General features: G+C 66.9%; 29 protein-coding genes. 18 read left to right on the forward strand and 11 right to left on the reverse strand.

Annotation, left to right across the window (positions count from 1 at the left end; genetic code table 11):
- The 4 genes from BKH33_RS07180 to BKH33_RS07195 form a co-directional block, all read left to right on the forward strand.
- On the forward strand, positions 1-868 hold an 868-nt coding region (locus BKH33_RS07180), incomplete at its 5' end, for a DUF5979 domain-containing protein (RefSeq protein WP_244157424.1).
- A 175-nt stretch (positions 869-1,043) separates the two neighbouring features.
- Positions 1,044-1,712, forward strand: a complete 669-nt coding sequence (locus BKH33_RS07185) for an AIM24 family protein (RefSeq protein ID WP_003779612.1) — start codon at positions 1,044-1,046, stop codon at positions 1,710-1,712.
- Positions 1,713-1,865: 153 nt separating this feature from the next.
- Positions 1,866-2,465, forward strand: coding sequence for a hypothetical protein (locus tag BKH33_RS07190; RefSeq protein ID WP_043538524.1), 600 nt, complete (start codon positions 1,866-1,868; stop codon positions 2,463-2,465).
- A gap of 90 nt (positions 2,466-2,555) precedes the next feature.
- Positions 2,556-2,795, forward strand: coding sequence for an AIM24 family protein (locus tag BKH33_RS07195; RefSeq protein WP_003779609.1), 240 nt, complete (start codon positions 2,556-2,558; stop codon positions 2,793-2,795).
- 124 nt (positions 2,796-2,919) lie between these two features.
- Here BKH33_RS07195 and BKH33_RS07200 read toward each other — a convergent pair whose 3' ends face one another.
- The 5 genes from BKH33_RS07200 to BKH33_RS07210 all read right to left on the reverse strand — a co-directional run bounded on the left by BKH33_RS07200 (position 2,920) and on the right by BKH33_RS07210 (position 8,143).
- The gene (locus BKH33_RS07200) at positions 2,920-3,276 is read right to left on the reverse strand and encodes a nucleotidyltransferase family protein (protein ID WP_003779636.1); all 357 of its coding nucleotides are present in this window, start codon (positions 3,274-3,276) and stop codon (positions 2,920-2,922) included.
- 243 nt (positions 3,277-3,519) lie between these two features.
- Entirely contained in the window at positions 3,520-4,137 is a 618-nt protein-coding gene (locus tag BKH33_RS13645) for a hypothetical protein (protein ID WP_143229001.1), read from the reverse strand.
- A 397-nt stretch (positions 4,138-4,534) separates the two neighbouring features.
- A complete protein-coding gene (locus BKH33_RS13650) occupies positions 4,535-4,966 on the reverse strand; it encodes a hypothetical protein (RefSeq protein WP_143229002.1) in 432 nt (143 codons plus the stop codon).
- Positions 4,967-5,384: 418 nt separating this feature from the next.
- Positions 5,385-6,470, reverse strand: coding sequence for a redox-regulated ATPase YchF (gene ychF, locus BKH33_RS07205; RefSeq protein ID WP_003779606.1), 1,086 nt, complete (start codon positions 6,468-6,470; stop codon positions 5,385-5,387).
- An 80-nt stretch (positions 6,471-6,550) separates the two neighbouring features.
- Entirely contained in the window at positions 6,551-8,143 is a 1,593-nt protein-coding gene (locus BKH33_RS07210; RefSeq protein ID WP_076142671.1) for an alpha/beta hydrolase, read from the reverse strand.
- 267 nt (positions 8,144-8,410) lie between these two features.
- Here BKH33_RS07210 and BKH33_RS07215 point away from each other — a divergent pair, with 267 nt between their 5' ends.
- From BKH33_RS07215 to BKH33_RS07255, 10 genes are all read left to right on the forward strand, one after another.
- The gene (locus BKH33_RS07215; RefSeq protein WP_003779614.1) at positions 8,411-9,664 is read left to right on the forward strand and encodes a DNA recombination protein RmuC; all 1,254 of its coding nucleotides are present in this window, start codon (positions 8,411-8,413) and stop codon (positions 9,662-9,664) included.
- 162 nt (positions 9,665-9,826) lie between these two features.
- On the forward strand, positions 9,827-10,084 hold the full coding sequence (locus BKH33_RS07220) for a GlsB/YeaQ/YmgE family stress response membrane protein (protein WP_003779628.1): 258 nt from the start codon (positions 9,827-9,829) through the stop codon (positions 10,082-10,084).
- 289 nt (positions 10,085-10,373) lie between these two features.
- Entirely contained in the window at positions 10,374-10,850 is a 477-nt protein-coding gene (locus BKH33_RS07225; protein WP_003779634.1) for an Asp23/Gls24 family envelope stress response protein, read from the forward strand.
- A gap of 31 nt (positions 10,851-10,881) precedes the next feature.
- Entirely contained in the window at positions 10,882-11,058 is a 177-nt protein-coding gene (locus tag BKH33_RS13875; protein ID WP_003779638.1) for a hypothetical protein, read from the forward strand.
- 2 nt (positions 11,059-11,060) lie between these two features.
- On the forward strand, positions 11,061-11,477 hold the full coding sequence (locus tag BKH33_RS07230; RefSeq protein ID WP_003779626.1) for a hypothetical protein: 417 nt from the start codon (positions 11,061-11,063) through the stop codon (positions 11,475-11,477).
- The gene (locus tag BKH33_RS07235) at positions 11,474-12,022 is read left to right on the forward strand and encodes a DUF6286 domain-containing protein (RefSeq protein ID WP_003779608.1); all 549 of its coding nucleotides are present in this window, start codon (positions 11,474-11,476) and stop codon (positions 12,020-12,022) included. Before BKH33_RS07230 ends, BKH33_RS07235 begins: the two co-directional genes overlap by 4 nt.
- A gap of 13 nt (positions 12,023-12,035) precedes the next feature.
- Positions 12,036-12,683 (forward strand): hypothetical protein, encoded by a 648-nt coding sequence (locus tag BKH33_RS07240; RefSeq protein WP_003779604.1) that lies wholly within the window; start codon positions 12,036-12,038, stop codon positions 12,681-12,683.
- Positions 12,673-13,320 carry an RNA polymerase sigma factor gene (locus tag BKH33_RS07245; RefSeq protein WP_003779617.1) on the forward strand — a complete coding sequence of 216 codons (648 nt, stop codon included), beginning with the start codon at positions 12,673-12,675 and terminating at the stop codon, positions 13,318-13,320. Before BKH33_RS07240 ends, BKH33_RS07245 begins: the two co-directional genes overlap by 11 nt.
- The gene (locus BKH33_RS07250) at positions 13,317-13,865 is read left to right on the forward strand and encodes an Asp23/Gls24 family envelope stress response protein (RefSeq protein WP_003779602.1); all 549 of its coding nucleotides are present in this window, start codon (positions 13,317-13,319) and stop codon (positions 13,863-13,865) included. The genes BKH33_RS07245 and BKH33_RS07250 overlap by 4 nt, the downstream gene beginning before the upstream one ends.
- On the forward strand, positions 13,855-14,226 hold the full coding sequence (locus BKH33_RS07255) for a hypothetical protein (protein WP_043538525.1): 372 nt from the start codon (positions 13,855-13,857) through the stop codon (positions 14,224-14,226). Before BKH33_RS07250 ends, BKH33_RS07255 begins: the two co-directional genes overlap by 11 nt.
- 115 nt (positions 14,227-14,341) lie before the next feature.
- Here BKH33_RS07255 and BKH33_RS07260 read toward each other — a convergent pair whose 3' ends face one another.
- Entirely contained in the window at positions 14,342-15,928 is a 1,587-nt protein-coding gene (locus BKH33_RS07260) for an amino acid permease (RefSeq protein ID WP_003779611.1), read from the reverse strand.
- Between the two features lie 114 nt (positions 15,929-16,042).
- Positions 16,043-17,134: a 4-hydroxy-3-methylbut-2-enyl diphosphate reductase gene (locus BKH33_RS07265; protein WP_171973403.1), complete on the reverse strand. Its 1,092-nt coding sequence runs from the start codon at positions 17,132-17,134 to the stop codon at positions 16,043-16,045.
- A 59-nt stretch (positions 17,135-17,193) separates the two neighbouring features.
- On the opposite strand from BKH33_RS07265, the gene xseA reads away from it, so the two are divergent.
- Positions 17,194-18,555, forward strand: coding sequence for an exodeoxyribonuclease VII large subunit (gene xseA / locus BKH33_RS07270; RefSeq protein WP_076077372.1), 1,362 nt, complete (start codon positions 17,194-17,196; stop codon positions 18,553-18,555).
- A gap of 111 nt (positions 18,556-18,666) precedes the next feature.
- Here xseA and BKH33_RS07275 read toward each other — a convergent pair whose 3' ends face one another.
- On the reverse strand, positions 18,667-20,043 hold the full coding sequence (locus BKH33_RS07275) for an MFS transporter (protein WP_003783362.1): 1,377 nt from the start codon (positions 20,041-20,043) through the stop codon (positions 18,667-18,669).
- 121 nt (positions 20,044-20,164) lie between these two features.
- Here BKH33_RS07275 and BKH33_RS07280 point away from each other — a divergent pair, with 121 nt between their 5' ends.
- The 3 genes from BKH33_RS07280 to BKH33_RS07290 all read left to right on the forward strand — a co-directional run bounded on the left by BKH33_RS07280 (position 20,165) and on the right by BKH33_RS07290 (position 22,923).
- On the forward strand, positions 20,165-20,902 hold the full coding sequence (locus tag BKH33_RS07280) for an ArsR/SmtB family transcription factor (RefSeq protein WP_003783367.1): 738 nt from the start codon (positions 20,165-20,167) through the stop codon (positions 20,900-20,902).
- Positions 20,903-21,169: 267 nt separating this feature from the next.
- Positions 21,170-21,511: an exodeoxyribonuclease VII small subunit gene (locus BKH33_RS14110; RefSeq protein ID WP_232621519.1), complete on the forward strand. Its 342-nt coding sequence runs from the start codon at positions 21,170-21,172 to the stop codon at positions 21,509-21,511.
- Positions 21,512-21,981: 470 nt separating this feature from the next.
- Positions 21,982-22,923: a carbohydrate kinase family protein gene (locus tag BKH33_RS07290; protein ID WP_003783371.1), complete on the forward strand. Its 942-nt coding sequence runs from the start codon at positions 21,982-21,984 to the stop codon at positions 22,921-22,923.
- A 24-nt stretch (positions 22,924-22,947) separates the two neighbouring features.
- Here the strand turns inward: BKH33_RS07290 and BKH33_RS07295 are convergent, their stop codons facing one another.
- The 3 genes from BKH33_RS07295 to msrB form a co-directional block, all read right to left on the reverse strand.
- Complete coding sequence (locus BKH33_RS07295) at positions 22,948-23,910, reverse strand: AEC family transporter (RefSeq protein WP_003783365.1); 963 nt, start codon at positions 23,908-23,910, stop codon at positions 22,948-22,950.
- Positions 23,911-24,119: 209 nt separating this feature from the next.
- The gene (locus tag BKH33_RS07300; protein WP_043539384.1) at positions 24,120-25,109 is read right to left on the reverse strand and encodes an endonuclease/exonuclease/phosphatase family protein; all 990 of its coding nucleotides are present in this window, start codon (positions 25,107-25,109) and stop codon (positions 24,120-24,122) included.
- A gap of 2 nt (positions 25,110-25,111) precedes the next feature.
- The gene (gene msrB / locus BKH33_RS07305) at positions 25,112-25,576 is read right to left on the reverse strand and encodes a peptide-methionine (R)-S-oxide reductase MsrB (protein WP_043539386.1); all 465 of its coding nucleotides are present in this window, start codon (positions 25,574-25,576) and stop codon (positions 25,112-25,114) included.
- Positions 25,577-25,628: the final 52 nt, after the last annotated feature.

Here is a 25,628-nt window from a genome sequence, read left to right on the forward strand (position 1 = left end):
CCGCAGCACCTTCACCGTGTCGAAGAAGGTGGAGGGCGACGGCGCCGAGACCCACAAGAACGTGACCTTCACCTTCGGGTACAGCTGCACGTCCGACGTCGAGGGCGAAGTGAAGGGTGAGCTGACGGCTCGTGGAGACGGCACTGCCGTGTCCGGACCCGCGCTGCCGGTCGGGGCGACGTGCTCGGTGTCGGAGAAGACGTCGTCGGCCCAGGTCAACGGCTTTGACGTGAAGGCCTCTGAGACGCAGAACGTGACGATCGCGGAGAAGGACGCCGCCCTGTCCTTCACCAACACCTACACGCGTCAGACCGGCTCCTTCTCGGTGCTCAAGACGGTGACGGGTGCGCAGGTCGGCGACAGGGAGTTCACCTTTGCTTACACCTGCTCCGACGGGACCGAGGGCACGCTGAAGGCCAAGGCCGACGGCAAGGCAGTCACCGGACCGAAGGTCCCCACAGGCACGCAGTGCACCGTGACCGAGGACGCCAAGGCGGCCGCGATTGATGGCTACACGCTGGCGGCTCCGGAGGCCCAGAAGGTGACGGTCTCGGAGAAGGACCAGGTAGTCAACACCTCCTTCACCAACACCTACACCGCGGTCGCTGACACGCCCTCGCCGTCGGCGACCCCTCAGCCTTCTGCGTCCGGTAAGGCGACGCCGAGCGAGTCGACGCCAGGTGAGCCGACGCCAAGCGGATCGGCACCAAGTGACCCGACGTCAAGCGGATCAGCACCGAGTGCCCCGGCACAGGACGGCTCCGGCTCGCCCCTCGCCCGGACCGGGGCGTACGTGGGAATCCCGCTCGTCCTGGCGCTGGCCGCGATCGCAGGAGGTGTGCTGCTGGCTTACCGCCGCAGAGCCTAAGCCAAGGCGCTGAGAGCCGGCAGCCGCAACGCTGCTGAGTGAGGGGATCCCTACCCGTGTGGGTAGGGATCCCCATTGCGTTGCGACTCCGCGGCCGACGACGATGGACCAGTCGGAAGTCTGAAGCCGACAAGGCCCCGTATCCGTACCGCCCCATGAAACAGAGGTACCTTCCATGCGCAGTCCCCTTTTTGAGCAGGCCAACCGTGAGCAGGAGACCGGTCAGCGTTGGACTGTCCAGTCCAGCAAGATGCTTCGTGTGGCCCTGGGCCCGGAGGTGCTGGCCGCGCAGGGCGCGATGGTCGCCTACCAGGGAAACATTGACTTCTCCTACCAGGGGTCGAGGAGCCTGGGCGGCATGATTAAGAAGGCCGCCACCGGGGAGGGCGGCAACCTCATGCGTGTCTCGGGTCAGGGCGAGGTGTTCTTCGCCCGCAGTGCCCAGAACGTGTTCCTGCTTCAGCTGGAGGGGGATGCGATCACGGTGAACACGCCGTCCCTGCTGGCCTTCGACGCGCACCTGGGCTATGACATCAGGATGCTGGGCAATGCCGGGATCCTTGCCGGAGGGCTGTTCAACCTCGTCGTTCAGGGGCAGGGCGTGGTGGCCGTGTCCTCCGACGGGCCACCGTTGCTTCTGGACTGCTCCCAGCAGCCCACCTTCGTTGACCCGCAGGCGGCGATCTGCTGGTCGGCGAACCTGCAGCCGCAGATCAAGAGCAGCTTCAAGATGGGCTCCCTCATTGGGCGCGGCTCAGGCGAGTCCTTCCAACTGGCGTTCCACGGGCCGGGCTTCGTGGTGGTCCAGCCCAGCGAGGGCCAGCCGGTGGTGGCGTCGTCCTGAGCGAGGGCGATGACGGCGGAGCGCTCGACAGTCAGGATCTGTGTGAGCGACCGACAACCGCGAAGAGGCGTTCGCGGGAGGCGGTCATCGCTTCTCTCCTGCCCATGTCTGAGGGCTGAGTAACCACCCTGTTCTTGTTGAGACAATGGCTCTGTGACTACTCCCCCGCCGATCCGCGCACCCAGGCCCACGCCGCTGTCGGGTGAGGAGGTGGTGGCCGGTACGGATGCGACGGTCGTGGATTTCTGGCGCTTCGCTCTGTCAAATCTCCGGATGAACAATGCCCGTGGCTACCTGGCTGAGTTCCTGGTGGCGAAGGCGGTCGGCTCGACCGGACTGCGGATCGAGTGGGATCCTTACGATGTTCTGGCGCCGGATGGGACCACGATCGAGGTCAAGACCTCTGCCTACCTCCAGGCGTGGGACCAGTACAAGCTCTCAACGATCCAGTTCACGGGGCTTCGCAGTCGCATCTGGTCCACAGAGGGTGGGCTGACGCCAGTTCCCACCTACAACGCCGCTGTGTACGTCTTCGCGATCCAGACAGCGCGCACCCACGAGGAGTACAACCCGCTCCTGGCCTCGCAATGGCGCTTCCACGTCCTTCCTAAACGGACGATAGAGGATCTTGGTCAGGACTCCATTGGCCTGACAACCCTGGAGAAACTTGCCGGTCCCTCAGTTGCGTACGAAGAACTTTCTGAAGCCATCAACGCCGCAGCCAGGAAAGACAACAAGAGTCCACAGCACTGACGTTGAGTCAAAGACGACCTGCACCGGAAACGATTCATATCCCGCCTAATCTCATCGGGCTCTGACCAGACACCATCGAGGGATGAGACGGTGCCTGGCCCCGATAACGGGCTGCCTGCACGTCTGGACAACTCGCAGCAACCGACCTTCGCTGACACACAGGAGGCGACCTGCGAGTCAACGAACTTGCAGCCGCAGATCAAGAGCAACTTCAAGATGATCTCCCTCATTGAACGCAGGTCGGGCGATTCCTTCCATCTGGCCTTCCATGGTCCGGGCTTCGCGGTGGTCCAACCCAGCGAGAGCCAGCCGGTGGTGACGGCTTCCTGAACTGGGTCTCTGCGGATCTTCACTACTCAGTCAACCATTCTCGAGGTAACTGCCGGCCAGGGGTTCGTCGACAAAGGCAATAATGCGATCGTCTGCTTTTCGTGTGTCTCTCAGATACAAACACTCAGGCCGCACCATAAAATGTCTCCACGTCCACAAGGGCCTGATCACGAATCAGTGGGTACAACGAGTTTCGTGACACCAGGTCAACTGGACGTCCGAATAGGTTAGCAAGATCTTGAGACAGGCCCTCAAACTCTCGACCGAGTCTGAGCAAGTTCGTAAGACGATCGGCGTCGCTTCCTGGCCGATCCTCACCACGAGCGACCGATTCAAAGACATCGAGGCATGCAATCCTGAAACGACGACTGATTGCATCCAACCACCCCATTATTGCTTTTACCACCACACCTGAAGTATATCTAAACAGGGTATCGTTGTATTTTCCAAAATGAACTGCCTGCAAGGTGTAGATCAACATTCTACCAAACTTCGTTGCTAGTCGGAACCTCAAACAAACCCACCTCACCTCACATGCCGAGAGTCAGCTCACTTGCTCACACTGCGGAAACTTATGGGCGGCCGACGAGCAATACTCGACTCAACCATACAAGCACCTCAACCCCCATCGTCACTGCCGACACTCATTCCAGCACCCCTACCCCCTACACACCACAAAGGAATTCATCCACCCCCTTGAAAACTCAAGAAGACACTCGTGAAACTATTCAGCAGACAACATTAACCATTTTACGAGATCTGAAGATAGTTGCTGATTCCTTGCCTGTAAAGCCGAAGAAACGGTATAGCGGATCACAAACTCTGACGACAATCTCTCGCTAAAATTATTCACGTAGCTTACGATGTCTTCATCCTTAATTTCTCTTTCCTGAACGATTTGAGTGCGATCGAATACCCGAAACAGAGCTCCACAATCTGAAGAATGTCGGACAGCCTCACCATCAAACTTGCTGAACACTACGAGTAACGGAATTGCACTCTTAGCGCCTCTCCGTGAGTTACTAATTAACTTTGCCGCCATCTCAAGATCTGACACATCATCAACCAAACCACTCTTACCGCTGCGCAGTTCTGGAACAGAAACGACGTGCACCAACGCATCAGAAGACGCCACCAACGTCAGATACGGACGCTCAGACGAACTTGTTTCCTCTAAACTAGCCCAATTCTCGCCGGCTGTATCAGCAATAGATATCTCGTATATGCTAGAACCACTATACTTTGTATGACGCGAAAGTTCTCCTTTCACCACCGACACTCCATCGGCACTGGTTTCCACAGGCCAGTCACCCAAGTCAAAGCCTTTCAGCATTCGAAACATCTTTATTATGTTATCCGTTTCCCCCGAGAATTCTACATCCTCCGGAGGAGAGGAGGAAATAATATAGTAAAGCAGGACAGAAAATACCGTTTTCCCGACCCTAGGTCGTCCGGTAAGAGATATTCTCATCCTATAGCGACGGCGACGATGCATTCGACGATGTATCAAGATGAAGGCAAAAATAATGTATGCTATGTACACAATAAGCATGGACGCCAGCAAAGAGCGTCGCGAATCTGAAAACTCGCCCCCGCTCAAGCTAGCGAGCGCCGGGAACAACGTAACCAACGCGCAAAGCAGAGAAATGAGTGATGCTACCACAGCAAATATGTCTATTCGTTGTAGACGTCTCTTGATATCCACCGACTCAGGTGATCGTTTTTCATAGTCTTGAATTTCAGGCATTTTCTTGACCTCCGAGAATAATCCACCCTTCATAGATTGCGACAATCGCTAAGGACGTATAGCTAAGTATCCAATAAAGAACTCCCGGAGAATGTTGAGTCACCTCTGTCGCTAATGATTGAGCAATCTGAATGTTCCCATCTTGCTCACTTGACTTTACCGCCGCCAACAATCTTGTTACCTGCGCTGTAGAATCACAAGCCACCAAAACGGTCATTTCAATCATTAAAAACATGCCGGACAGAAATGCGACAAGCCAACCGTGCGATTCCTTAGGTTTTCCCCAATTTCGGGCGAGCAACGCTATCATTACTGCACAGACAGTCGCACCGCAGTCCCCAATTGATAGATTAAATACCCCCATCTGGTTGTACCTAAACAGCCATATAGAGAAATTGGGAATAAGAATTGGAACAACAATCAAGACTAGGTATTCTACAATTCTAACTCTGAGAGGAACGTCTCCCCAATATCCTCTTTTCGATGTAGACTCAGAAAAATCAGCTCGCCTTCCAAGACTATCCATCACACCTCGCATAAGCATGGTTATTTTTTCACGTGGACTTGCACCGAAGTTGCATTTAGATCGATTCTAAAGCCTTTTTGCCACTACCCTCCCTATTGTGAATATTGGATAGATTGTTCGGGAAGTACTGTTGTAGCGGCACCTACGTCGCCACGCCTGCTGTAAGCTCAGTCAGGAGCAGTATGCGCTTTTCGCTAATGAGGCCACGCTAAAGATCAGCGCCTGGAATGGCGGGACACATAAACATAATCACATAAATTCGGAGTCGGCTAGAGGACTAAAGTATGCCTCAAAGAATTTTGTTACTTTTATGCACCTAAACATTAAACCTGAACTCGACGACATCCCCGTCTGCCATGACGTAGTCCTTTCCTTCCATGCGCACTCGGCCGTGAGCGCGGGCTTCGGCAACGCTGCCGTACTGGACCAGATCATCATAACTCACGATCTCTGCCTTGATAAAACCCCGCTCAAAGTCAGTATGGATGACACCCGCTGCCTGAGGCGCCGTCGCGCCCTTGCGGATCGTCCACGCGCGGGACTCCTTCTCCCCCGCCGTCAGGTACGTCTGCAGCCCCAGGGTGTCGAAGCCGACCCTGGCCAGCTTGTCCAGACCGGACTCCTCCTGCCCGTTCTCATGCAGCATCTCCGCTGCCTCCTCCGGCTCCAGCTCCACGAGCTCGGCCTCGAACTGGGCGTCCAGGAAGATCGCCTCCGCCGGCGCCACCAACTCGCGCAGCTCTGCCTGACGGGCCTCGTCGCTCATCCCGGCGTCGTCCATGTTGAACACGTAGATGAAGGGCTTGGTGGTCATGAGCTGGAAGGTCCCCAGCACCTCCGCATCAATCCCTGCGGCCTGCGCCCCGGCGGACAGCAGTGTCCCCTCCTCCAGGACCTTGAGGGCCGCTTGCGCCGTCTCCAGCACCACGGGCTCCGTCTTCTTGCCCCGCACCTCCTTCTCCAGGCGCGGGATCGCCTTCTCCAGGGTCTGCATGTCCGCCAGCACCAGCTCGGTGCTGATCGTCTCGATGTCCCCGGCCGGTTCCACCTTGCCGTCCACGTGGACCACGTCCGGGTCCTCGAAGGCGCGCGTCACCATGCAGATCGCGTCGGCCTCACGGATATTGGCCAGGAACTGGTTACCCAGCCCCTCGCCCTCACTGGCGCCGCGCACGATCCCGGCGATATCCACGAAGGAGACCGTCGCCGGGACCACCCTCGCGGAGTGGAACAGCTCGGCGAGCTTGTCCAGGCGCGCATCCGGCAGGGGCACAACCCCCACGTTCGGCTCAATGGTTGCGAACGGGTAGTTGGCGGCCAGGACGGTCGCACGGGTCAGGGCGTTGAACAGGGTGGACTTGCCGACGTTGGGCAGTCCGACGATTCCGATGGTAAGTGCCACGCAGGAGAGTTTAGACGGCCCCTCCGACACCGTGCGCCCCGACGGCGTCCCCCGGCGGGATCAGGCCGCCGGAGCACCACTCACTTCCCGGCGGTGTTGCTCACCCGGACCGAGGCCCGCAGATCACGCCACGAGGTGTAGAAGCCCCCGCCGGCGTTGACGCCGATTCCCGCCGCCAGCGCGACCAGGCCCGCCGTCACCATCACCACCACGATGCGTCCCAGGATCGCGCCGCCCAGCCGCGCCACCGACGGCTTGCCGCCGTCACGCCGTCGACCCCAGCGGGGCGACCAGAACAGGGCGGTTCCGAGCGCGACCAGCGCGGCGACCACCGCCACGGTGATGGTGCCCAGACCGTTGATCTCGAAGGGCTTGGCACGCGTCGGCGAGAGGGACCCCACCACACGCTGGTCCCTGGGCGTCTCCGTCAGAGGCCTCACGCCGGCGGCGGTGGCCTTGGCCCATACATCGCCCTCCTGCGCCGGCAGACCGGCCGCGGCGAAGACCGCCGGGTCCGAGCCCCACCACGTCAGCAGCGACGGGAAGTAGTTGTTCCACAGGACCCAGGAGTGCCCGCCGTGAGCCGGGGTGTCGATCGTTACCGAGTCGGGCTCCCGCGCCGCGTCCTCCATGAACCAGGCGGCCCGGGCCGAGCCGGTGGAGTCGTCCTGGGCCCCCATGACGTAGAAGCGCAGGCCGTCGGGCTTACGCGCTTCCAGCATGGTGGACAGCGTGTTCTGCGCCTGGAGCTGCTTGCCCCCGTGAGCCAGTGCCCCCTCATCGGGGTGGTCGAAGGCGGACATGACGCCCACCGAGCCGAATCGCTGCGGGACGTCATAGGCGGTCCGGGCCGCGCAGTAGGCGCCCGCTGAGATACCCATGAGCATCCATCCGGCCCGCTGCGTGGAGACATTGGGGAAGGTGGCCTGAATCATGCGGGGGATCTCCTCGGCGGTCCAGGTCTCCACGGGCGGGCGGCCGGCGATATTGACGCAGTCGTGCTGGCTGCCGTCCACGTTGACCGAGGGGATCACCATGATCGACGGCGGGATGCGGCCGGCGTCGATCGCCTCCTGGAGCCGCTTGGGCGAGGCCATGCCCGTCACCAGGGACTGCGGGTCACCGACCCAGCCGTGGATGCCCTCGATGACGTTGTAGGTGCGGCCGTCATCAGGCCTGTAGCCCGACGGCACGATGACGCGCACCGGCAGAGTGATGCCGCTGACCGGACCGGTCCAGGTGGCCTCCTGGGAGCCGTCGCCGGCATCGTGGAAGGACGCCTTCCAGGCCGAGGCTGGGGCGGCCTCGTAGGCGGAGGCCTCCGGCAGGGGCGTGACGCGCGAGACGACCTGGGTTCGTGGGGAGGCCGCCTCGATGACGTCGCCGACAGTGCGCACGTAGTGCATGGGCCGGTTGATGAGCAGCCCCGCGAGCACCATGACGAGCAGCACCGGCACACTCACCATGACGGTGCGAGCCGTGTAGCGTCCGACGGCGCGCAGCACCGTTCGGAGCGCGGGGTGGGCAGGGCCGTCAGCGGTCTTCTCCCGCGTGGCGGCCGGGACCGTCCGTGGCAGGAGTACTGCCGCGATGACGGCGGTCAGGAGGGCGAGAAGGGCGACGGCCAGGATCAGCTTGAAACTGGTCAGTTCGATACCACGCAGGACGCTCACGTCTACTAAGCATGGCACTGCCTGCGCAGATACCCATCCTCCTCAAGTAGCAGAGGCGCCGTGCCGTTGGTCTCTTCTCGGTGACCGCTTGGTCGAGAGGTCGGGATTCAGGACTGTTGACCCAGGTCCGAGCGGTTGGTTGACATGCGGCTGCGAAGGGTTGGCCGACGACGTCGGGGCGGGCAGGAGCGGCGACTGGCAGCCGCCTGGCGCCACTGCGCTTAAGGGGGCGAGATAGATGTCGTACCTCTGGGGCACCATCGGTTCATGAGCTCCTCACCCGTCCTTCTTCCCATCCTGCTGCTCCTGGTCGGTCTGGCGATCGGGGTGGTCATCGGCTACATCGGCGCGATCGCCCGGCGCACCACCGCGGCCCGCTCGGACCACGAGCAGGTGGCGGAGCTGCGGGCCCAGGCCGCCCAGTGGCAGGCGCGGGCCGAGGAGCTGTCCTCGCGCACCCAGGTGGCCGAGGAACGTGCCGAGCGGGACGGCTCCGTGCTGCGGGCCCTGGCACCGGTGCGCAGCCAGCTCGAGCAGGTGGGGACCCGGGTGGAGTCCCTGGAGAAACAGCGAGCCGAGCAGCACGCGGCCCTGGCCGAGCAGCTGCGGGCCACCGCGCTGCGCGAGCAGGACCTGGCCCGCTCCACCGCCTCCCTGGAGGGTGCGCTGCGCTCGCGCTCGGCGCGTGGCATGTGGGGCGAGGTCGAGCTGGCCAGGGTCCTGGAGGCCTCCGGGATGATGCGGCACGTGGACTTCTCCGAGCAGCGCACCATCGGGGCACTGGTTCAGAGGCGCGGCGGCCTGACAGGCCCGGCCTCCGGTGAGGGCGCTGCAGGCCGGTCCCGGCCCGACGTCGTCGTCCACCTGCCCGGGGACGGGTACCTGGCCGTGGACGCCAAGGCGCCTATGGACTCCTACCTGGCGGCCACCGCCGTCCAGGGCGCCGGCCCGGAGGACGAGTCCCAGCGAGGCGAGCTCCTAGCCGCTCACGCCAAGGCTCTGCGCGGACACGTCGACCAGCTGGCCACACGCCGATACGACCGGGCTCTGGGGGACTCGCCCGAGCTCGTGGTGCTCTTCGTCCCGGCTGAGGCCGTGCTCTCGGCCGCTCTGGAGGCAGACCCCGCGCTTCTGGAGCACGCGCTGGGGCGCGGAGTCGCCCTGGCCTCACCGGTGACGCTACTGACCCTGCTACGCACCTGCGCCACGGCCTGGGCCCGCACCGCCGTCAACGACGACGCCCGCGAGCTGCTGGAGCTCGGCCGAACCCTCTACGAGCGGCTGGGGACCGTCGCCAGCCATCTCGATGCCCTGGGTGGGGCGCTGCGGCGCAGCGTGACCGCCTACAACAAGGCGGTCGGCTCCATGGAGAACCGGCTGCTGGTGACCGCCCGCTCCCTGGAGACTCTCGGTGAGCAGGTGGACTCCCCCACACTCATCGGCGCAGATGCCGCCCAGGTGCGCACCTTCACCGCGCCCGAGCTCACCGCCGAAGGACAGACCGACCCGACAGCGCTGTAATGCGTGCCACACTTCCGGACCATGACGATTAACCGTTCCATGGCGTCTATCAGGGAGTGTTGCCTCTCATCTCATGACTGGCTGACACGCTCCACAACCGTACTCATGTCCATGTGAGTGAGGCGCACCCCGCTTCATCGGACACCGTCGAAGGAAGAGACCATGCTGTCAATCATCGGAATGATCATCGCCGGCGCCATCATCGGAGCCCTGGCTCGACTCATCATGCGGGGCGAGCAGAACATCTCGGTGCTGTGGACCATCGTGCTGGGCGCCGTGGGCGCACTCATCGGAAGCACGGTTGCCGGATTCTTCGGCGTCGCTCAGACCGCCGGCATCGACTGGATCCGCTGGGCCCTGTCCATCATCGCCGCCATCGTCGCGATCTCCATCTACCTGAGCGTCACCGGCCGGAAGTAGACCCTCGGCGCCCCGAAGCGGGTTTCATGGAGGCACTCATCGCCTCCATGAAACCCGCTTCGCCGTTCTTGTGACGCAAGCCATGGCCTGGAGGCGTGAGGATTCCCCGGCCGGCAACGTCCTCCTATCAGCGCGGCAGTCATGACGGATAGCAAAGACAGTCGGTCAAGACGGCCAGTTACACGAGCCGGCCACGGAAGCCACCGGGCACCTTGACAGAACAGTTGCTGGCCCGCGCACCACCACATTCCGTCACTATCCATCTCACGGATCAACGAAAGAGGCTCTCATGAGCAACAACGACATTCCCCAGACCGGCCAGCAGCGCGAGCGCAACGAGCAGGCCGAGGAGGACAAGTCCCCTCGCGGTCCCCTCCAGACCTCGCACGGCGTGACCACCATTGACGAGAACGTCGTCGCCAAGATCGCCGGTATGGCCGCTCGTGAGGTGCCCGGCGTCTACGACATGGGCAACGCCGTGCGCCGCGCCTTCAGTGCGGTGACCGACCGCATCCCCAACGCCCAGACCAACGTCGCCGGTGGCATCAGCGTCCAGAAGGGCGAGACCCAGGCCGCCGTCGAGGTCACCGTGGTGGTCGAGTACGGCGTCTCCATCGTCGAGGTCGCCGACGCCATCCGCCGCAACATCATCGAGCAGATCGAGGGCACCACCGGCCTGGAGGTCGTCGAGGTCAACATCAACGTCACCGACGTCCACCTGCCTGACGACGACTCCGACGTCGCCGAGGCCACCGACCTCAAGTGATCCATCCCGACGCCTGATCTGAGGAGTCCTCATGAAGACAACGCACCTGGCCCTCCTGGTGGGCCTGTTCCTTGGAACCATCCTCGCCTTCGGCTCCTTCGCCGACTTCGTCCTGGTGACCCTGTGCGGCCTGGCCGGATTGGCGGTGGGCCTCTACCTGGAGGGCCGGGTCGATGTCCGAAGCATCCTGGATCGGCGAAGGAAGTGAAGATGGCGATCGCGACCCAGCCGGCGATCACGCAGCCGGGGCCCTCCCGGGATGAGGACTCCTCCCGGGAGCAGCGCGGAGTCACCACCATTCCGGCCCGAGTCGTCGCCCAGATCGCCGCCCAGGCCGCCTATGAGACCGGCAACGTCGGTTCCAACGCCGGAGGGCTCCTGGGAATCGGCACCCGCCGCAACTTCGCCTCCCGACCTGAAGCCCAGTGCGAGCTCTACGGACAGGTCGCTGTCCTCCACCTCAACCTCGGCCTGGTCTTCCCCACGCCACTGACCTCCACCATCGAGGACCTGCGCGCGCACGTGCGCAGCCGCGTCGAGCACCTCACCGGGCTGCGCGTCGGCAAGATCGCCATCGAGATCTCCTGGCTCAATCCGAGCAGCCACGTCAGGAAGAGCCTGAAATGAGAGCACCCATCCAGAAACTCATTCGTCGCCCGTCCCGCAGCGTGCCCAGTGTCATCCTGGCGCTGCTGCTGCTCACCGCAGGAGGACTGGGGGCCTGGCTGCTGGGGCACCGGATCGTGAACGGCACCTGGCCAGACCGGGCCGCCTCCACACTCGACGCCATCGAATCCACCACCCTCGGATCCGCCACAGTACTCATAACCGCCGGGATCGCCGCCGTATGCGGCCTGGTCATGATCCTCATGGCCCTGTGGCCGGGGGTCCCCGAGCGCGTCGAGATCCTCCCCGACGCCGTCCCCGGCCAGACCGCAGTAACGCGCCGGGACCTGTCCGGACTGGTGAGAACCCAGATCGAGCAGGTCGACGGGGTCCACAGCGCCACCGTCAGAGTTCGCCGCTCACGGGTCGACGTCGTCGTCCTCAGCGTCCTGGACGACCTCACCCCGGTACGAGAAGCCGCCCGCAAGAAGGCCGATGAGGCCCTGCAGGCGTTCAAGCCCGAGGGCATCGCACGCAGCCGAGTGCGGATCAGGCACACGAGCTGAAAGGGAGAACACTATGCGTTCAGTCTCCGGAGTCCTCAACAGGACAGTCCTGGCCGGCTGCGGCCTTCTCATCACGGCAGCGGCATCCTGGCTGCTTGCCTCCGGCCTCGGTACCGGTCGGTCATGGCCCGACGTCGCCCCGCTCCTGGCCACTGCGCAGGACCGGGTGGACAGCCTCATCACGCCCCAGGCGCACTGGCTCCTGCCGACCACCGCGCTGGCGTCAGTGCTCGCCTTCATCGCTGGGCTGGTCCTACTCGCCATGCAAGTCCCCCGCAAGGCGGCCGCCTCGCCCCTGAGATTCAGCGACTCCGAGGGCGTCCTGCTGGCCACCGTCAGCCCCGACGTCCTGGCACAGGCCCTGTCCGAGCGGGCCCAGGACGTCCCCGGGGTGGAGCGGTGCTCGGTGTGGGTCACTGGTTCCCCAAGCAGTCTGTGGCTCCAAGGGGTCGCCACTGTGTCCCAGGGCTGCGAGGTCGAGTGGACCGTCGCCGCTCTCAGGCGCCGACTCGAGGATGACGTGACCACGTCCCTGGATACGCGCCCCAGACAAGTCGACATCCTGGTGCGTCTGGAGCGCTCCTCGAACTCGCGCAACATCTCGCAGACCGTCACAGGACGGCATGCGCCCGAGAGCACCGGGGACGGCGATGACACATGAGAAGCAGGACGAGGCAGTGCCGGCACCTCGCCCGCGTCCACACCACGCCGCACCACCGAGCGCTTCGTCCTATGACAGGGACCGCTACCTGGTCCTGCGCGCCCAGGACGGAGACATCAACGCCTTCGAACAGCTCGTCGAGCGTTACCAGGGGCGTCTGTTCCGCACCGCCTACATGATCGTGCGAAACCGTCACGACAGTGAGGACATCGTCCAGGAGACCCTCATCCAGGCCTGGCGCAGTCTTCACCTGGTCAGAGAGCCTGCCGCCTTTCGGAGCTGGCTCATGCGGATCTGCACCAACAAGGCCACCAGCATGACGCGCAAGCGTCAGCGTCGGGCTACCGATCCCTACGACTCCGAGAGCCTCGAGACCGCGAGCGCCATGGCGGGAACGACTTCGAGCAGCACCACTGACCCGGCCGAGTCCAGCGAGGTCAACGCCCAGATCGAGGCACTGGCCGACCTGCTGGCCTCCGTGCGGCCCGAGCTGCGCATCGTCTGGGTGCTCCGAGAGGTCGACGACATGTCCTACGAGGAGATCGCCCAGGCCCTGAATCTCACCGAGTCCACCGTCCGCGGGAGGCTGGCACGCGCTCGCGCTCTCGTCATGCGCCAGATGAAGGAGTGGTCATGAGCACTGCCAACCAGCTCTCACGCAGCGCCCGACGCTCGACGGCGTCGGCCAGGCCATTCACCCGGTCTCACGAGCAGGATGACGCGGACACGCGGGAGTACCTGCGCCTGATCGCCTCCCTCCACGAGGAGTGGGACCGGCTGGAGTCTCAGGCGAGCGCCTCGGTCATGCCGCAGCGCCACTTGATGGAAGCCGTCATCGCCGAGACCCGTCACGGCGCCCAGGTGCAGATGCCCGCCACCGATCTGGGGCCCTACAGCATGTCCGAGTTCTCGCTGCGAGCGCTCATCCGACGAGCTGTGGACTCCGTACCCGGCGCGCGCGCCCTGCGGTCCTCCTTCGAGCACGCGCCTTCGGGCGAGGATCACCGCGGCCTGGGGGTTCCAGAGACCATCTCCTGCCGGATCTCCGCCCACGTCAACGCGGGCAGCCTGCCGCAGCTCGCCCAGCGGGTCCGCGACGCCGTTCGAGGAGCCTGCCATGAGAACCTAGGAGTGTCCCCGACCGTCAACGTCCACATCGAGGATCTCCACGATGACGACTAGCCTCTCAGCAGCCGAGCTGGCAAACCTGGTCACTGCTGTCCCCGGCGTACGAGGAATCGAGCCGGGGATAGGCAGCACGTTGAGGGCGATCGGCAGTCACATCCGGCAGCAGGACCCTCGTCAGGCCCGCTTCGGAGTCGTCGTCGAGGCGGGTTCACGCAGGGCCGTCATCGAGATCGGTATCGACGGCTCACGGCCCGTCAGGGAGATCGTGCACGACGTCCAGGAGACCATCATTCAGTCTCTGTCGGAGGCGGGCGAGCCCGACGACACCTCCGAGGCACGCGAGGACTACGGCTCCCCCGGCGTCGGGGGCCGGAGCACTCCCCAGGTCACAGTGCGGGTGCAGTCCCTGCTGTAGGCACCCGATCCGCAGCGATTCCCCGCCCTCGTGCAGATCCCAGCACGAGCCGACGTCGGGCCACCGGTGGCTGACCGGTGGCCCGACGTCGGATATGGGGTGAGGAGGGCGCTACTCAGTGACGCTCGCGGACGACCACGCCCGAGACGTCGGCATCCTCCAGGCGCACCACGCGCGAGCCGGAGACGATCCGGTGCCCCAGCCAGATGGCCCCGAAGACCGGCAGACCGATGTAGGAGGAGAGCACCTCCAGCAGCTGGCCCTTGAAGACGGCCTCGTAGTTCTGACCCAGGATCACCAGAGCGCACAGGGTGAAGGCCAGGATCGGCCCCAGTGGGAACCAGGGCGCCCGATAGGGCAGGTCGGCCGGGTCGTTGCCCTGGAGCACGTAGGCGCGCCGGAAGCGGAAGTGGCACACGGCAATCCCCAGCCACACGATGAAACCGCACAGGGCGGAGACGTTGAGCAACCACGTGTAGGCGGTGTCCTGCCCCACCACGGCGGTGAGGAAGCCGGCGGCGCCCACCAGCGCCGTCGCCCCCAGAGCCCTCACCGGGACCCCGTGGCGGTTGACGTAGGCGAACCAGGCCGGTGCCTGGCCCTGCAGGGCCATCGAGTGCAGCATGCGGGTCGAGGCGTACAGGCCCGAGTTCCCGGCGCTGAGCACGGCGGTGAGGATGACCGCGTTCATGATGGCGGCCGCGATCCCGATCCCCGCCCGCTCGAAGACCAGGGTGAAGGGCGAGTAGGAGATGTCGGAGGTCTCCGAGCGCAGCAGGTTGGGGTCGGTGTAGGGCACCAGGAAGCCGACCACCGCGATCGCCCCGATGTAGAAGATCATGATCCGCCAGAACACCGTGTGGATCGCCCTGGGGACGTCGCGGCGGGGGTTACGGGCCTCGCCGGCCGCCACACCCACGAGCTCGGTGCCCTGGAAGGAGAACCCGGCCACCATGAACACCGACACGATCGCCAGCATCCCGCCGTGGAAGGGGGCGTCGCCAGTGGTCCAGTTGCCGAAGCCCGCCGGCCTGCCGCCGACGATGCCGGCGATCATCGCCACGCCCGCGATCAGGAAGACGATGACGGTGACCACCTTGATGGCCGACAGCCAGAACTCGCCCTCCCCGAAGGCTCGGGCGGACAGGGCGTTGAGCGTCGTCAACAGGGCCAGGAACAACGCCGCCCATATCCATGAGGGCACCCCCGGCAGCCAGTAGGCCATGACGATCCCCGCCGCCACCAGCTCAGCAGCCACCGTGATCGCCCAGTTGAACCAGTAGTTCCACCCCATGGCGAAACCGAAGGAGGGGCTGACGAACCGGGTGGCATAGGTCTGGAAGGAGCCGGCCACCGGCATGTGCGCGGTCATCTCCCCCAGGGACTGCATGAGGAGCAGCACCATGAGGCCGATCGCCGCGTAGGCCACCAGGGCGCCGCCCGGCCCGGCCGTGGAGACCGTGGCGCCCGAGGCCACGAACAGCCCCGTACCGATGGCGCCACCGATGGCGATCATCTGCATGTGCCGGTTGGTCAGGCTGCGCTGCAGCCCGCTCTCCTCCTCCAACGCCTCGTTGGAGACCTGGTCGGGGGCGCCGGAAACCAGCGCCTCTACAGGGACGTCGCCGCCAGCGCCGGGCCGTCCGCCAGACCCGACGGAAGGAGGGCTGCTAGGGGCCGACTCGTCGTGGGAGTGTGTCACCCAACCGAGGGTAATCGTCGAGCACGCAACCCGTCGTTCACGTTCGGCCTGTCTCACGCGCCCTGGCCTGTGCTGACGCTCACGGTCGACGGAGCTGCCGGGGCGGCCGCGGTCTCAGCAGGTGTGGTCGGCGCCCGGCTCGCGGCGCTTGTGGGTCGCCGGGCCTCCCTGGGCTGCCATGAGGTCAGCGCGCAGGTTCTTGGGCAGGGAGAAGGAGATCTTCTCCGTGGTGGTGCGCACCTCCTCGACATCGTCGAAGCCGAACTCGGCCAGGCGCTCAACGACCTCGCGCACGAGGATCTCCGGCACCGAGGCGCCCGAGGTCAGACCGATCGTCTCAACGCCGTCGAGCCAGGACGGGTCGATCTCACTGGCGAAGTCCACCCGGTGGGAGGCGCCGGCCCCGGCCTCCAGAGCCACCTCCTTGAGACGCACCGAGTTCGAGGAGTTGCCCGAGCCGACAACGATCATGAGGTCCACCTGCGGGGCGATCTGCTTGACCGCGCCCTGACGGTTCTGGGTGGCGTAGCAGATGTCCTCGCCGGGCGGGTCGATCATCTCCGGGAAGCGCTCGCGCAGGAGGCGCACCGTCTCCAGGGTCTCATCGACGCTCAGGGTGGTCTGGCTGATCCACACGACCTTGGAGGGGTCGCGCACCTCGACCTGGTCCACCTCGTGGGGACCGTTGACGACCTGGATGTGCTCGGGGGCCTCCCCCTGGGTGCCCTCGACCTCCTCGTGGCCGGTATGGCCCACGAGGATGATGTCGTAGTCCTTGTCCGCGAAGCGCACGGCCTGCTTGTGGACCTTGGTCACCAGCGGGCAGGTCGCGTCAATGGTGGCCAGCCGGCGCTCGGCGGCCTCGGCGTGGACGGCCGGGGAGACGCCGTGGGCGGAGAAGACGACGCGGGCCCCCACCGGAACCTCGTCGGTCTCGGAGACGAAGACGGCTCCGCGCTTCGAGAGGGCGTCCACGACGAACTTGTTGTGGACGATCTCCTTGCGCACGTAGATCGGCGCCCCGTAGTGGGCCAAGGCCTGCTCGACGGCGTCGACGGCGCGGTCCACGCCGGCGCAGTAGCCGCGTGGGGCAGCCATGAGGATCCGCTTGCCGCTCTTCGCGGCGGAGGGCGAGGCCTCGGGGGCGGACACGGGGCTGATGGTGTGCGCGGCGGCGTCAGTCTGCTCGCTGGCGAGCTCGGTCATCGTCACGGCAACCACTGTGCCACAGTGGGACCCAGGTCCCCAGTGGTGGACGTGGCACAGTGGTGCATGTGACAGGCCAGAGCCCCACCCAGCCCAGCCCGCAGTCCTCCCCCGCCGGCGGCCCGGCGTCCGCCTCCGCCGCAGACGGGGCCCCGCAGGAACTGGCGCCGCGCGCGAATCTCACCACCGCGGAGAACCCCTGGCCGCTGCGGCTGCTGTCCTCCAAGATCGACCAGTACGTCGCCCGCATGAGTCAGGTGTGGGTGGAGGGCCAGATCATCCAGCTCAACCGCCGCCCCGGCGCCGGCATGGCCTTCCTCACCCTGCGGGACACGGACGCCGATGTCTCCATGTCGGTGGCGATCTACGCGCGCGTCCTCGACGCCGTCCTGGCCCGCACCGGCGCCGAGCTGAACGAGGGCGCCCGCGTCGTCATTCGTGCCAAGCCCACCTTCTGGACCAAGCGGGGCTCCCTCCAGCTGCAGGCCGACGACATCCGGCCCGTCGGCGTCGGGGACCTGCTGGCCCGCATCGAGCAGCTGCGCCGCGTCCTGGCCGCCGAGGGACTGTTCGACGCCGAGCGCAAGCGGCCCCTTCCCTTCCTGCCGCGCAAGGTGGGCCTCGTGTGCGGCCGCCAGGCCAAGGCCAAGGACGACGTGCTGGTCAACGCCCGACTGCGCTGGCCCGGACTGCCCTTCGAGATCCGGGAGGTCGCCGTCCAGGGGACGCGCGCCGTCGGCGAGGTCACCCGCGCCATCCAGGAGCTCGACACTGATGCGCAGATCGACGTCATCGTCGTGGCCCGAGGGGGCGGCGCCGTCGAGGACCTGCTGCCCTTCTCCGACGAGGGGCTCGTGCGCGCCGCGGCAGCCTGCCGCACGCCGCTGGTCTCCGCGATCGGCCACGAGACCGACTGCCCCCTGCTGGACCTGGTGGCCGACTACCGGGCCTCCACCCCCACCGACGCCGCCCGTCGGATCGTCCCCGACCTCGCCCAGGAGACCGTGGGCCTGGACTCGGCCCGTGAGCGCCTGCGCAGCGTGCTCACCTCGCGGCTGGACGCCGAGCAGGCGGCCCTGGACCAGCTGCGGGCCCGGCCGGTCATGGCCGACCCCACCTCGATCGTGCGCGACCGGGTCATCGAGCTCGACCAGGCCCGTGACCGGATGCGCCGGGCGGTCAGCCACCGCCTGTCGCTGGCGGCCGCGGACCTGCGCGCCGATCACGCCCGGCTGACGGCCCTGTCGCCGCAGGGCGTCCTGGATCGCGGCTACACGATCCTGCGCACCCCCGGTGGGAAGGTCATCACCGGCGCCGAGGACGTCAAGAAGGGCGATCTCATCGAGGGCGTCCTGGCCCAGGGGCGTCTCGTCGCCCAGGTCGTCGGCGCCACCAAGCCCCGGCCCGCCAATATCGACTGAGTAGCGGCTGGGCGCCGGCGACGCCCTAGGGACGCTCGCTGACGGCATCCGGAGGCATCGTGGACGCACCATAGGGCTCGTGGACAGCGTCCCGGGGCCAGTCATCGAGACCTACGGTGCGTCCGCGCGCTTCGGGCGACCGGTCGCCACAAGGACAACGGCGACGGCGATCGCGGCCACCGCGAAGACGGCCGACGCCCCAGTCACCGCCCTATGGAATCCGGTCAGGAAGTCGCCTGAGGCGATCAGGCCGCCAAGGACGGCCACACCAACGACGCTGCCGGTCTGTCGGGCCGCGTTGATGACACTGCCGGCCACGCCGGTGTAACCCGCCGGTGCGGAGGCGACGGCGGCCGAGGTCGCGGCCGGCATGGTCAGTGCGGTGCCGAAACCTCCCAGGAAGGTCAGGGCCGCCACCACCGGGTACGGCGTCGAGGCCGTGACAAGAGCGAGCCCCGCGAATCCGGCAGCACCGGTGAGCAGGCCCATCAGCATCGTGGGGAACGCCCCGATCCTGGCGGTCATCCTGCCTCCCAGCGGGGAGGCGACGACGGCGCTGCACGCCTGCGGCGCCAGGGCCAGGCCGGCGAGCCAGGGTGAGTAGCCCAGGTAGCGCTGGAGGAACAGGGCCAGGACGAAGAGCTGGCCGAAGAAGCCGGTGTTGAGCACGAGCCCGACCACAGCGGCCACGGCGAAACGCGGTCGGGAGAACACCGTCGTCGGCAGCATCGGCCTGCTCGCGGTCCGTTCAACCAGGACGAAGGCCGTCAACAAGCTCAGTCCGGCGAGGGTCGAGGCGACAACGGGTGGGCTCCACCCGTGCTCACCGGCGGCGATGATCCCGTAGGTGGCGGCTGCGAGCCCGGCGACGGAGAGGGTCTGTCCGGGCAGGTCGCCGCCTCCTCCTCGCCGTGCCGACCGGATCGCCGGCTCGGGCAGGCAGCGGGCGGTGAGCCACATGCCGACCGCGACGAGGGGCAGGTTCACCCAGAACACGAACCGCCAGCCGGTGAAGGTCACGAGCAGTCCCCCGGCCACCGGGCCGACGGCCGCGGCGACTCCGCCGGCACCTCCCCACAGGCCGATGGCTCGGGCTCGGTCGGCGGGGCGATCATGGATGAGGGAGAGCATTGCCAGGGAGGCCGGGACGATCGCTGCGGCGCCGACACCCTGCAGCGCCCGGAAGGCGATGAGTGCTCCGCCGGCAGGAGCCAGGGCGCAGGCCGCCGAGAGCAGGCCGAAGACCGCCAGGCCGAGCAGGTGGACGCTCCTAGCACCCATCCGGTCGCAGGCCGCCCCTGCCGACAGCTGCAAGGCGGCGAAGGTGAGGGCGTAGGCATCGACGACCCACTGCAGGGAGGCGACCGGAGCGCCCAGGTCCGTGCCGATCCGCGCCAGTGCCACGTTGACGACCGTCGTGTCGAGCATGACGACGAAGAACCCGAGCAGCGCCGCGATGAGGGCGCCGCACCGTCGGTATCCGCTCATAAGTGGTCTCCTTGTCGCTTCGGGCCCCCTGGCCCCGTCTGCCGGCTGATGCCGGTCACCGGCAGGTTAGAGCCGCAATCGTTCGGCGCTCACCGAACCGGCGCGGGCGCATACTGGCCACATGTCACGGATTCCCGGCCGTTTCTTCCCCGAGGCGGTTCCCGACGTCGCCGGCACGGCCGCGGCGCTCGCCGACCCGTCGCGGGCCGCCATGTGCGCGGCGCTCATGGACGGCCGTGCCTGGACGGTGGGCGAGCTCGGCTCATACGCCGGGACCGCGCGATCGACGGCCAGCGAGCATGTCGACGTGCTGGAAGCGCACGGTCTCATCACGAGGGTCCGCCAGGGGCGGCACTGCTACGTCACGATCTCCGGACCCGAGGCGGCTCGAGTCATCGAGGCACTGGGGGCGATGTCAGCATCAGTACTGCCCACGGCGCACAGCCTCAATGCGTGGACCGCCAACAAGCGGCTGCTGGCAGCCCGTACCTGCTACCGCCACCTGGCGGGGCGACTCGGCGTGAGTCTGGCCGAGTACCTCCAGGAGCGCGGCCACCTGGATCCCTCCTGGCGGCTGACCGATTCCGGAGGGGATCTGCTGGCCACCTGGGGGCTGGAGAAGCCGCTTCGTTCCCGCGGGGAGGCGTGCATGGACTCCACTGAGCGGCGGTTCCACCTCGGCGGGCCGCTGGGGACCGCACTGACGCAGGCGTTCTTCGATCGGGCCTGGATCACGCGCATCGGGCGGAGCCGGGCCGTCAAGGTTACGGAGGTCGGCCGCGAGGCACTGGCGCAGGCAGGTTTGGCGGAAGCGCTGACACACCTCGATGAGACGACCTCCAACGGCACAGCGGGGTAGAAGTGTGGTCTGACGCATCGGTGCTCTTCGGCCGGAACCAGCAGGAGTCAAGGAGAGACTCAGGCCGGGATTTTGTCCATATGGGACGACTTTGGAGCTTCCACAACCAGACGACACCGCACCAAAACGCTCTGGCCAGCACAGATGCGAACGCCACTGAGACGGGGCCCGTCAAAGTCGTCCCTCTTGGACACTTTTGCACCGAGGGCACCCCTCAGACCGCCCAGCCCGCTCTGCTTGTAGCCCGGCCCGTGCGAGAATCGGCATGTGAGCTCCGAGATGAACCCCGGCCCATACTCCGACCAGTACCCAGACGAGTACTCACCCCAGAACAGCGCCTACTCGGCATCGTCAGGGTCCTCACCGTCTTCGGCATCCTCCGGTGATGGTGCCTCCAGCGCCAACGAGGACGTGGGCTCGCTCAGCTACGAGCGGGCCCGCGAGGAGCTGGTGGCCGTCGTGCAGCGCCTCGAGGCGGGATCCGTCCCGCTGGAGGACTCCCTGGCCCTGTGGGAGCGCGGCGAGGCCCTGGCCCAGCGGTGCCAGACCTGGCTCGACGATGCCCGCGCCCGCCTGGCCGCTGTCGCTCAGGACGAGTCCACGGACTGACAGGCATGACCCGCCCGGATCAGCGGCTCCAGGCCGCGCTCGTGCCCGCCCGCGCGACGAAGGGACCGGGGCTCCGGCTGGCAGCGGTGCGCTGATCGGGCGACACCGGGAACCAGAACAGGAGCCGGAAGGGAGCCGTGGATGTCCAAATCTGTGACAAACGCTCGGATCGTTCTCATTCAGACGGAGTGCAACTGCATGATTCCAAGGTTTCCCTTCATGCGTTCCGGGACCTGGAGCTCCTTTGTCGCGGATTCGGACATCGTCGGGCGAGACACGCCCTGAGGGCGGTGCCGGATCGGTAGTCTGTGAGTGTTCACCCTTCGGCCCCACTCATCGACCATTCTGCCGACCATCCACGGGGAGCTTCGCGCCGACGCGTCCCCCCTCTGCCCGGATCACGCCTCGCCGTCTCTCCCTCTCACCTCACTCACAGCGACCGGTCCCCGGTCCCGCACAAAGGAGTCACCATGACCGCACCCGGCCGCCAAGGATCCGCCCTCGTCATCGGCGAGGCGCTGGTCGATGTCGTCATCCACCCCGGGCAGGAGCCCGTGGACATCCCCGGCGGCTCGCCCGCCAACGTCGCCCTGGGGCTGGCGCGCCTGGGCCGCGACGCCGAGCTGCACTGCTGGATCGGCACCGATGAGCGCGGCAAGGCCGTGCGCGCCCATCTGGAGGCCTCCGGGGTCCGCCTGGCTGCGGGCGCCGACGGCGCCGAGCGCACCTCGACGGCGCAGGCCACGATCGGTGAGGACCGCGCCGCCACCTATGTCTTCGACCTGGACTGGAACCCGCCGCGCCCGAACCTGGCTGACGGTGAGGCGCCACTATTGGTGCACACCGGCTCGATCGCGGCGATCCTGGCCCCCGGCGCCGCCACCGTGGAGCAGCTGCTGCGCGCGACCCGCGCCACATCCACCATCGCCTACGACCCCAACGCCCGCCCCCAGCTCATGGGTGAGCCCGAGGACGCCCGCCGGATCGTCGAGCGCCTCGTGGCCCTGTCCGACCTGGTCAAGTGCTCCGATGAGGACATCGCTTGGCTCTACGGTCAGGACGCGGACCTGGAGACGGTGCTGCGCTCCTGGCTGGAGGCGGGGGCGGCCGTCGTGGTCGTCACGCGCGGCAAGGAGGGGGCACTGGCCCTGTCCGCCTCCGGGGTGCGCCTGGAGGTGCCCGCCGACCCGAGCGTCGTCGTGGCAGACACAGTGGGCGCAGGCGACTCCTTCATGGGCGGCCTGGAGGACGCCCTGTGGAGCGAGGACCTCGTGGGCGCGGAGCGGCGCGAGGCGCTGCGCGCCGTGGACGCCGAGACCCTGGAGCGGATCGTGCGTCACGCCGCGGCCATCGCCGACATCACGGTCTCGCGGGCCGGGGCCAATCCGCCCACCCGCGACGAGCTGCCCTGAGACGATGAGCCCGCGCCGCCGCGATCAGCGCAGGATCGCGGCGGCGAGCAGGACCACGGGCACGAACCCGGCGGTGGTCAGCAGGACCGCGTCACGCGCCAGGTCCTTACCCACCCCGTAGCGCGAGGCGTACATGAAGACGTTCTGCGCCGTGGGCAGGGTGGCGGTGACGACCGGGGTCAGCAGCTGTGCTCCGCTGAGTCCCGTCGCCAGCCCGACGACGACGGCCAGCCCCGGCATGACAGCGAGCTTCCAGCCCACGGCCAGCCACAGGCCGCTGCGCCGGCCCGCGCCTCGGACAGAAGCGTCCGGCTCAGGACTCCGCAGGGGCCGGGGCGCCCCGGCCAGGCTCATGCCCAGCGCCAGCATCATGAGCGGCACCGCGACGCGCCCGAGCATCTCCAGGCCCTGGGCCGGGTAGCCCCCGCACCAGGCAGTCAGGTCCAGGCCGCTCAGGTTCGCCGCGGTCCCGGCCACGACACCCCACAGCAGCGGATTGCACAGCGGGACGGTCAGGGTCGCCAGGCGAGACGGGTTACCGCGGCGGGTGACGGCGTCGAGCACGGTGAAGGTGACAGGGGTGAGCACCAAGAGCTGGAGCAGAAGGATCGGGGCGATGGTGGCCGCGTCGCCCAGGACGAGGACGGCCACCGGGATGCCCAGGTTCGCGGCGTTGACGTAGCCGGAGGCGAGCGCGCCGATGGTGGCCTCGGCGGTGGAGCGGCGCAGCACGAGGCGGTGCAGGCACCAGGCGGAGACGATGGCCACGAGCTCGGCGGCCACGGCCACGGCGGTGGTCCGCGAGACCACGGCCGTGAGGTCCGCTCGGCTCAGGGTGGTCACCAGCAGCGCCGGGGTGGCGGCGAAGAAGCACACGCGGGTGAGGACCCCGTCGGCGTCGGCGGGCACGGCCCGGGTGCGCACCAGCAGCCAGCCGACGGCGATGACCACCCCGAAGACGGCCAGCCCCGCGACGACATCGCCCATAGCCTCGGCGTCCCCCTCTCATCGGCCGCTTCGACGGAGATAATCCGACTGAGATCATAGGACGCGGCGCGACGAGTTCGTAGGGTAGAGCGCGCCTTCGTACCCTCTGCGCCTCGAACGCGCCCCTCAAGGAAGGACCGCATGAGGGCGCGGGACCGCAACGGGGCCGGGTACACGCCCCGTAGCTGAGGCGCGGGGGCACGCAGCGGCTAGCCGACCGGCTCGAGGTCCACCCAGGTGCCGACGTGGTCGGAGATGATGAAGGAGGCCGTCCCCCAGTCCACGGCACGCAGCAGCGGGCTCCCGGCTTCCCCGTCTCCCGCCGCGGCCACGGCCGCCTCATCGGTCAGCGGAAGACCGTCGGGGCCGGTGGGCCACAGGTCGGTGAGGACGTGGTCGATGCGCCTCGTGGGGTCGGCGGCCGGGAAGGTATGCCCCTCCCCCACGGTGCGCCCCAGCCCCAGGGCCTCGACCTGCTCGGCACCCAGGTTGTAGTCGCCCACGAGCAGGTGCGGTCCGGGCAGCCCGGCCAGTGCCGCCCAGGCGGCGGCGAGCTGACGTGCCGCCATGGACCCGCGGGTGGCCAGGTGCGTGGAGGCGACGGAGAGCCGGCGAGCCGGCCCACCGACATCCTCCGGCAGGTCGAGGGTCGCGGCCACCATGACACGGCTGGAGGCGGTGAAGACCTTGTAGGAGCGCGGGTCCCAGGCGCGCTCACCGCGCTTGACGATGCTGGAGGGCCCCCGCCCCAGGCGCTTGACGTGCCAGCCGGCCACCGGGAAGCGGGAGATGAGGGCATTGCCGTAACCGATCGGCCCGGCCCCGACGGCGGCGCGCAGCAGCCCGAAGACATCGTCGGTCGGCGAGCCGAGCGCGCTGCGCAGGGGCCGACGGCGCAGCCCCACGGCCGGTCCGGCGTAGCTGGCGGCGAAGCGGCAGGTGGGCATCCCCAGCTCCTCGGCCAGGAAGGCGGCCTGGTGAAGGCGCCCGGAACGGGCCTGGCCCAGGTCCACCTCCTGGAGCGCGACGATGTCGGGGGCCAGCTCGGCGATCTGCTCGGCCGTGGCCCGCATGACGGCGCGGGCGGTGGCGGGGTCGGAGATGTCGGCGCCGGCCAGCGAGCCGGTGGCGGCGCTGCCGTCCCCGGCCCCGGCGCCGGGCAGACCGTGCTGGAGATTGAGGCTCAGGACCCGGATCATGCTCATTCCTCCTCGAAGGTCAGGCTCACGGAGTTCATGCAGTAACGCTGTCCGGTGGGAGTCTGGGGGGCGTCGTCGAAGACGTGGCCCAGGTGGCCGTTGCAGGTGGCGCAGCGGACCTCGGTGCGCACCATGCCGTGGGAGGTGTCGGTGCTCAAAGTGACCGCCTCGAGGCTGGCAGGGTCGTAGAAGGAGGGCCAGCCGCAGTGGGAGTCGAACTTGGTGGTGGAGCGGAACAGCTCGGCGCCGCAGCCGCGGCAGCGGTAGACACCCTCGCGGTGCTCGTCGAGCAGGGCGCCGGTGAAGGGCCGCTCGGTGCCGGCCTCGCGCAGCACGTGGTACTCCATGGGGCTCAGGGCGGCGCGCCACTGCGCATCGGTGCGCACCGCGGCCTCCAGGTCGACAACCGGCTCGGAGGGCGTGGAGGCAGGCGTCACGGAGGGCTCACCGCTCGTGTCAGTACTCATGGCCCCATCGTCACCCGCACGACGGCGCCGGGCGAACCGCGTTCACGCAGCG

Origin of the sequence: Actinomyces naeslundii, from assembly GCF_001956585.1 — a bacterium.
GTDB lineage: Bacteria > Actinomycetota > Actinomycetes > Actinomycetales > Actinomycetaceae > Actinomyces > Actinomyces naeslundii.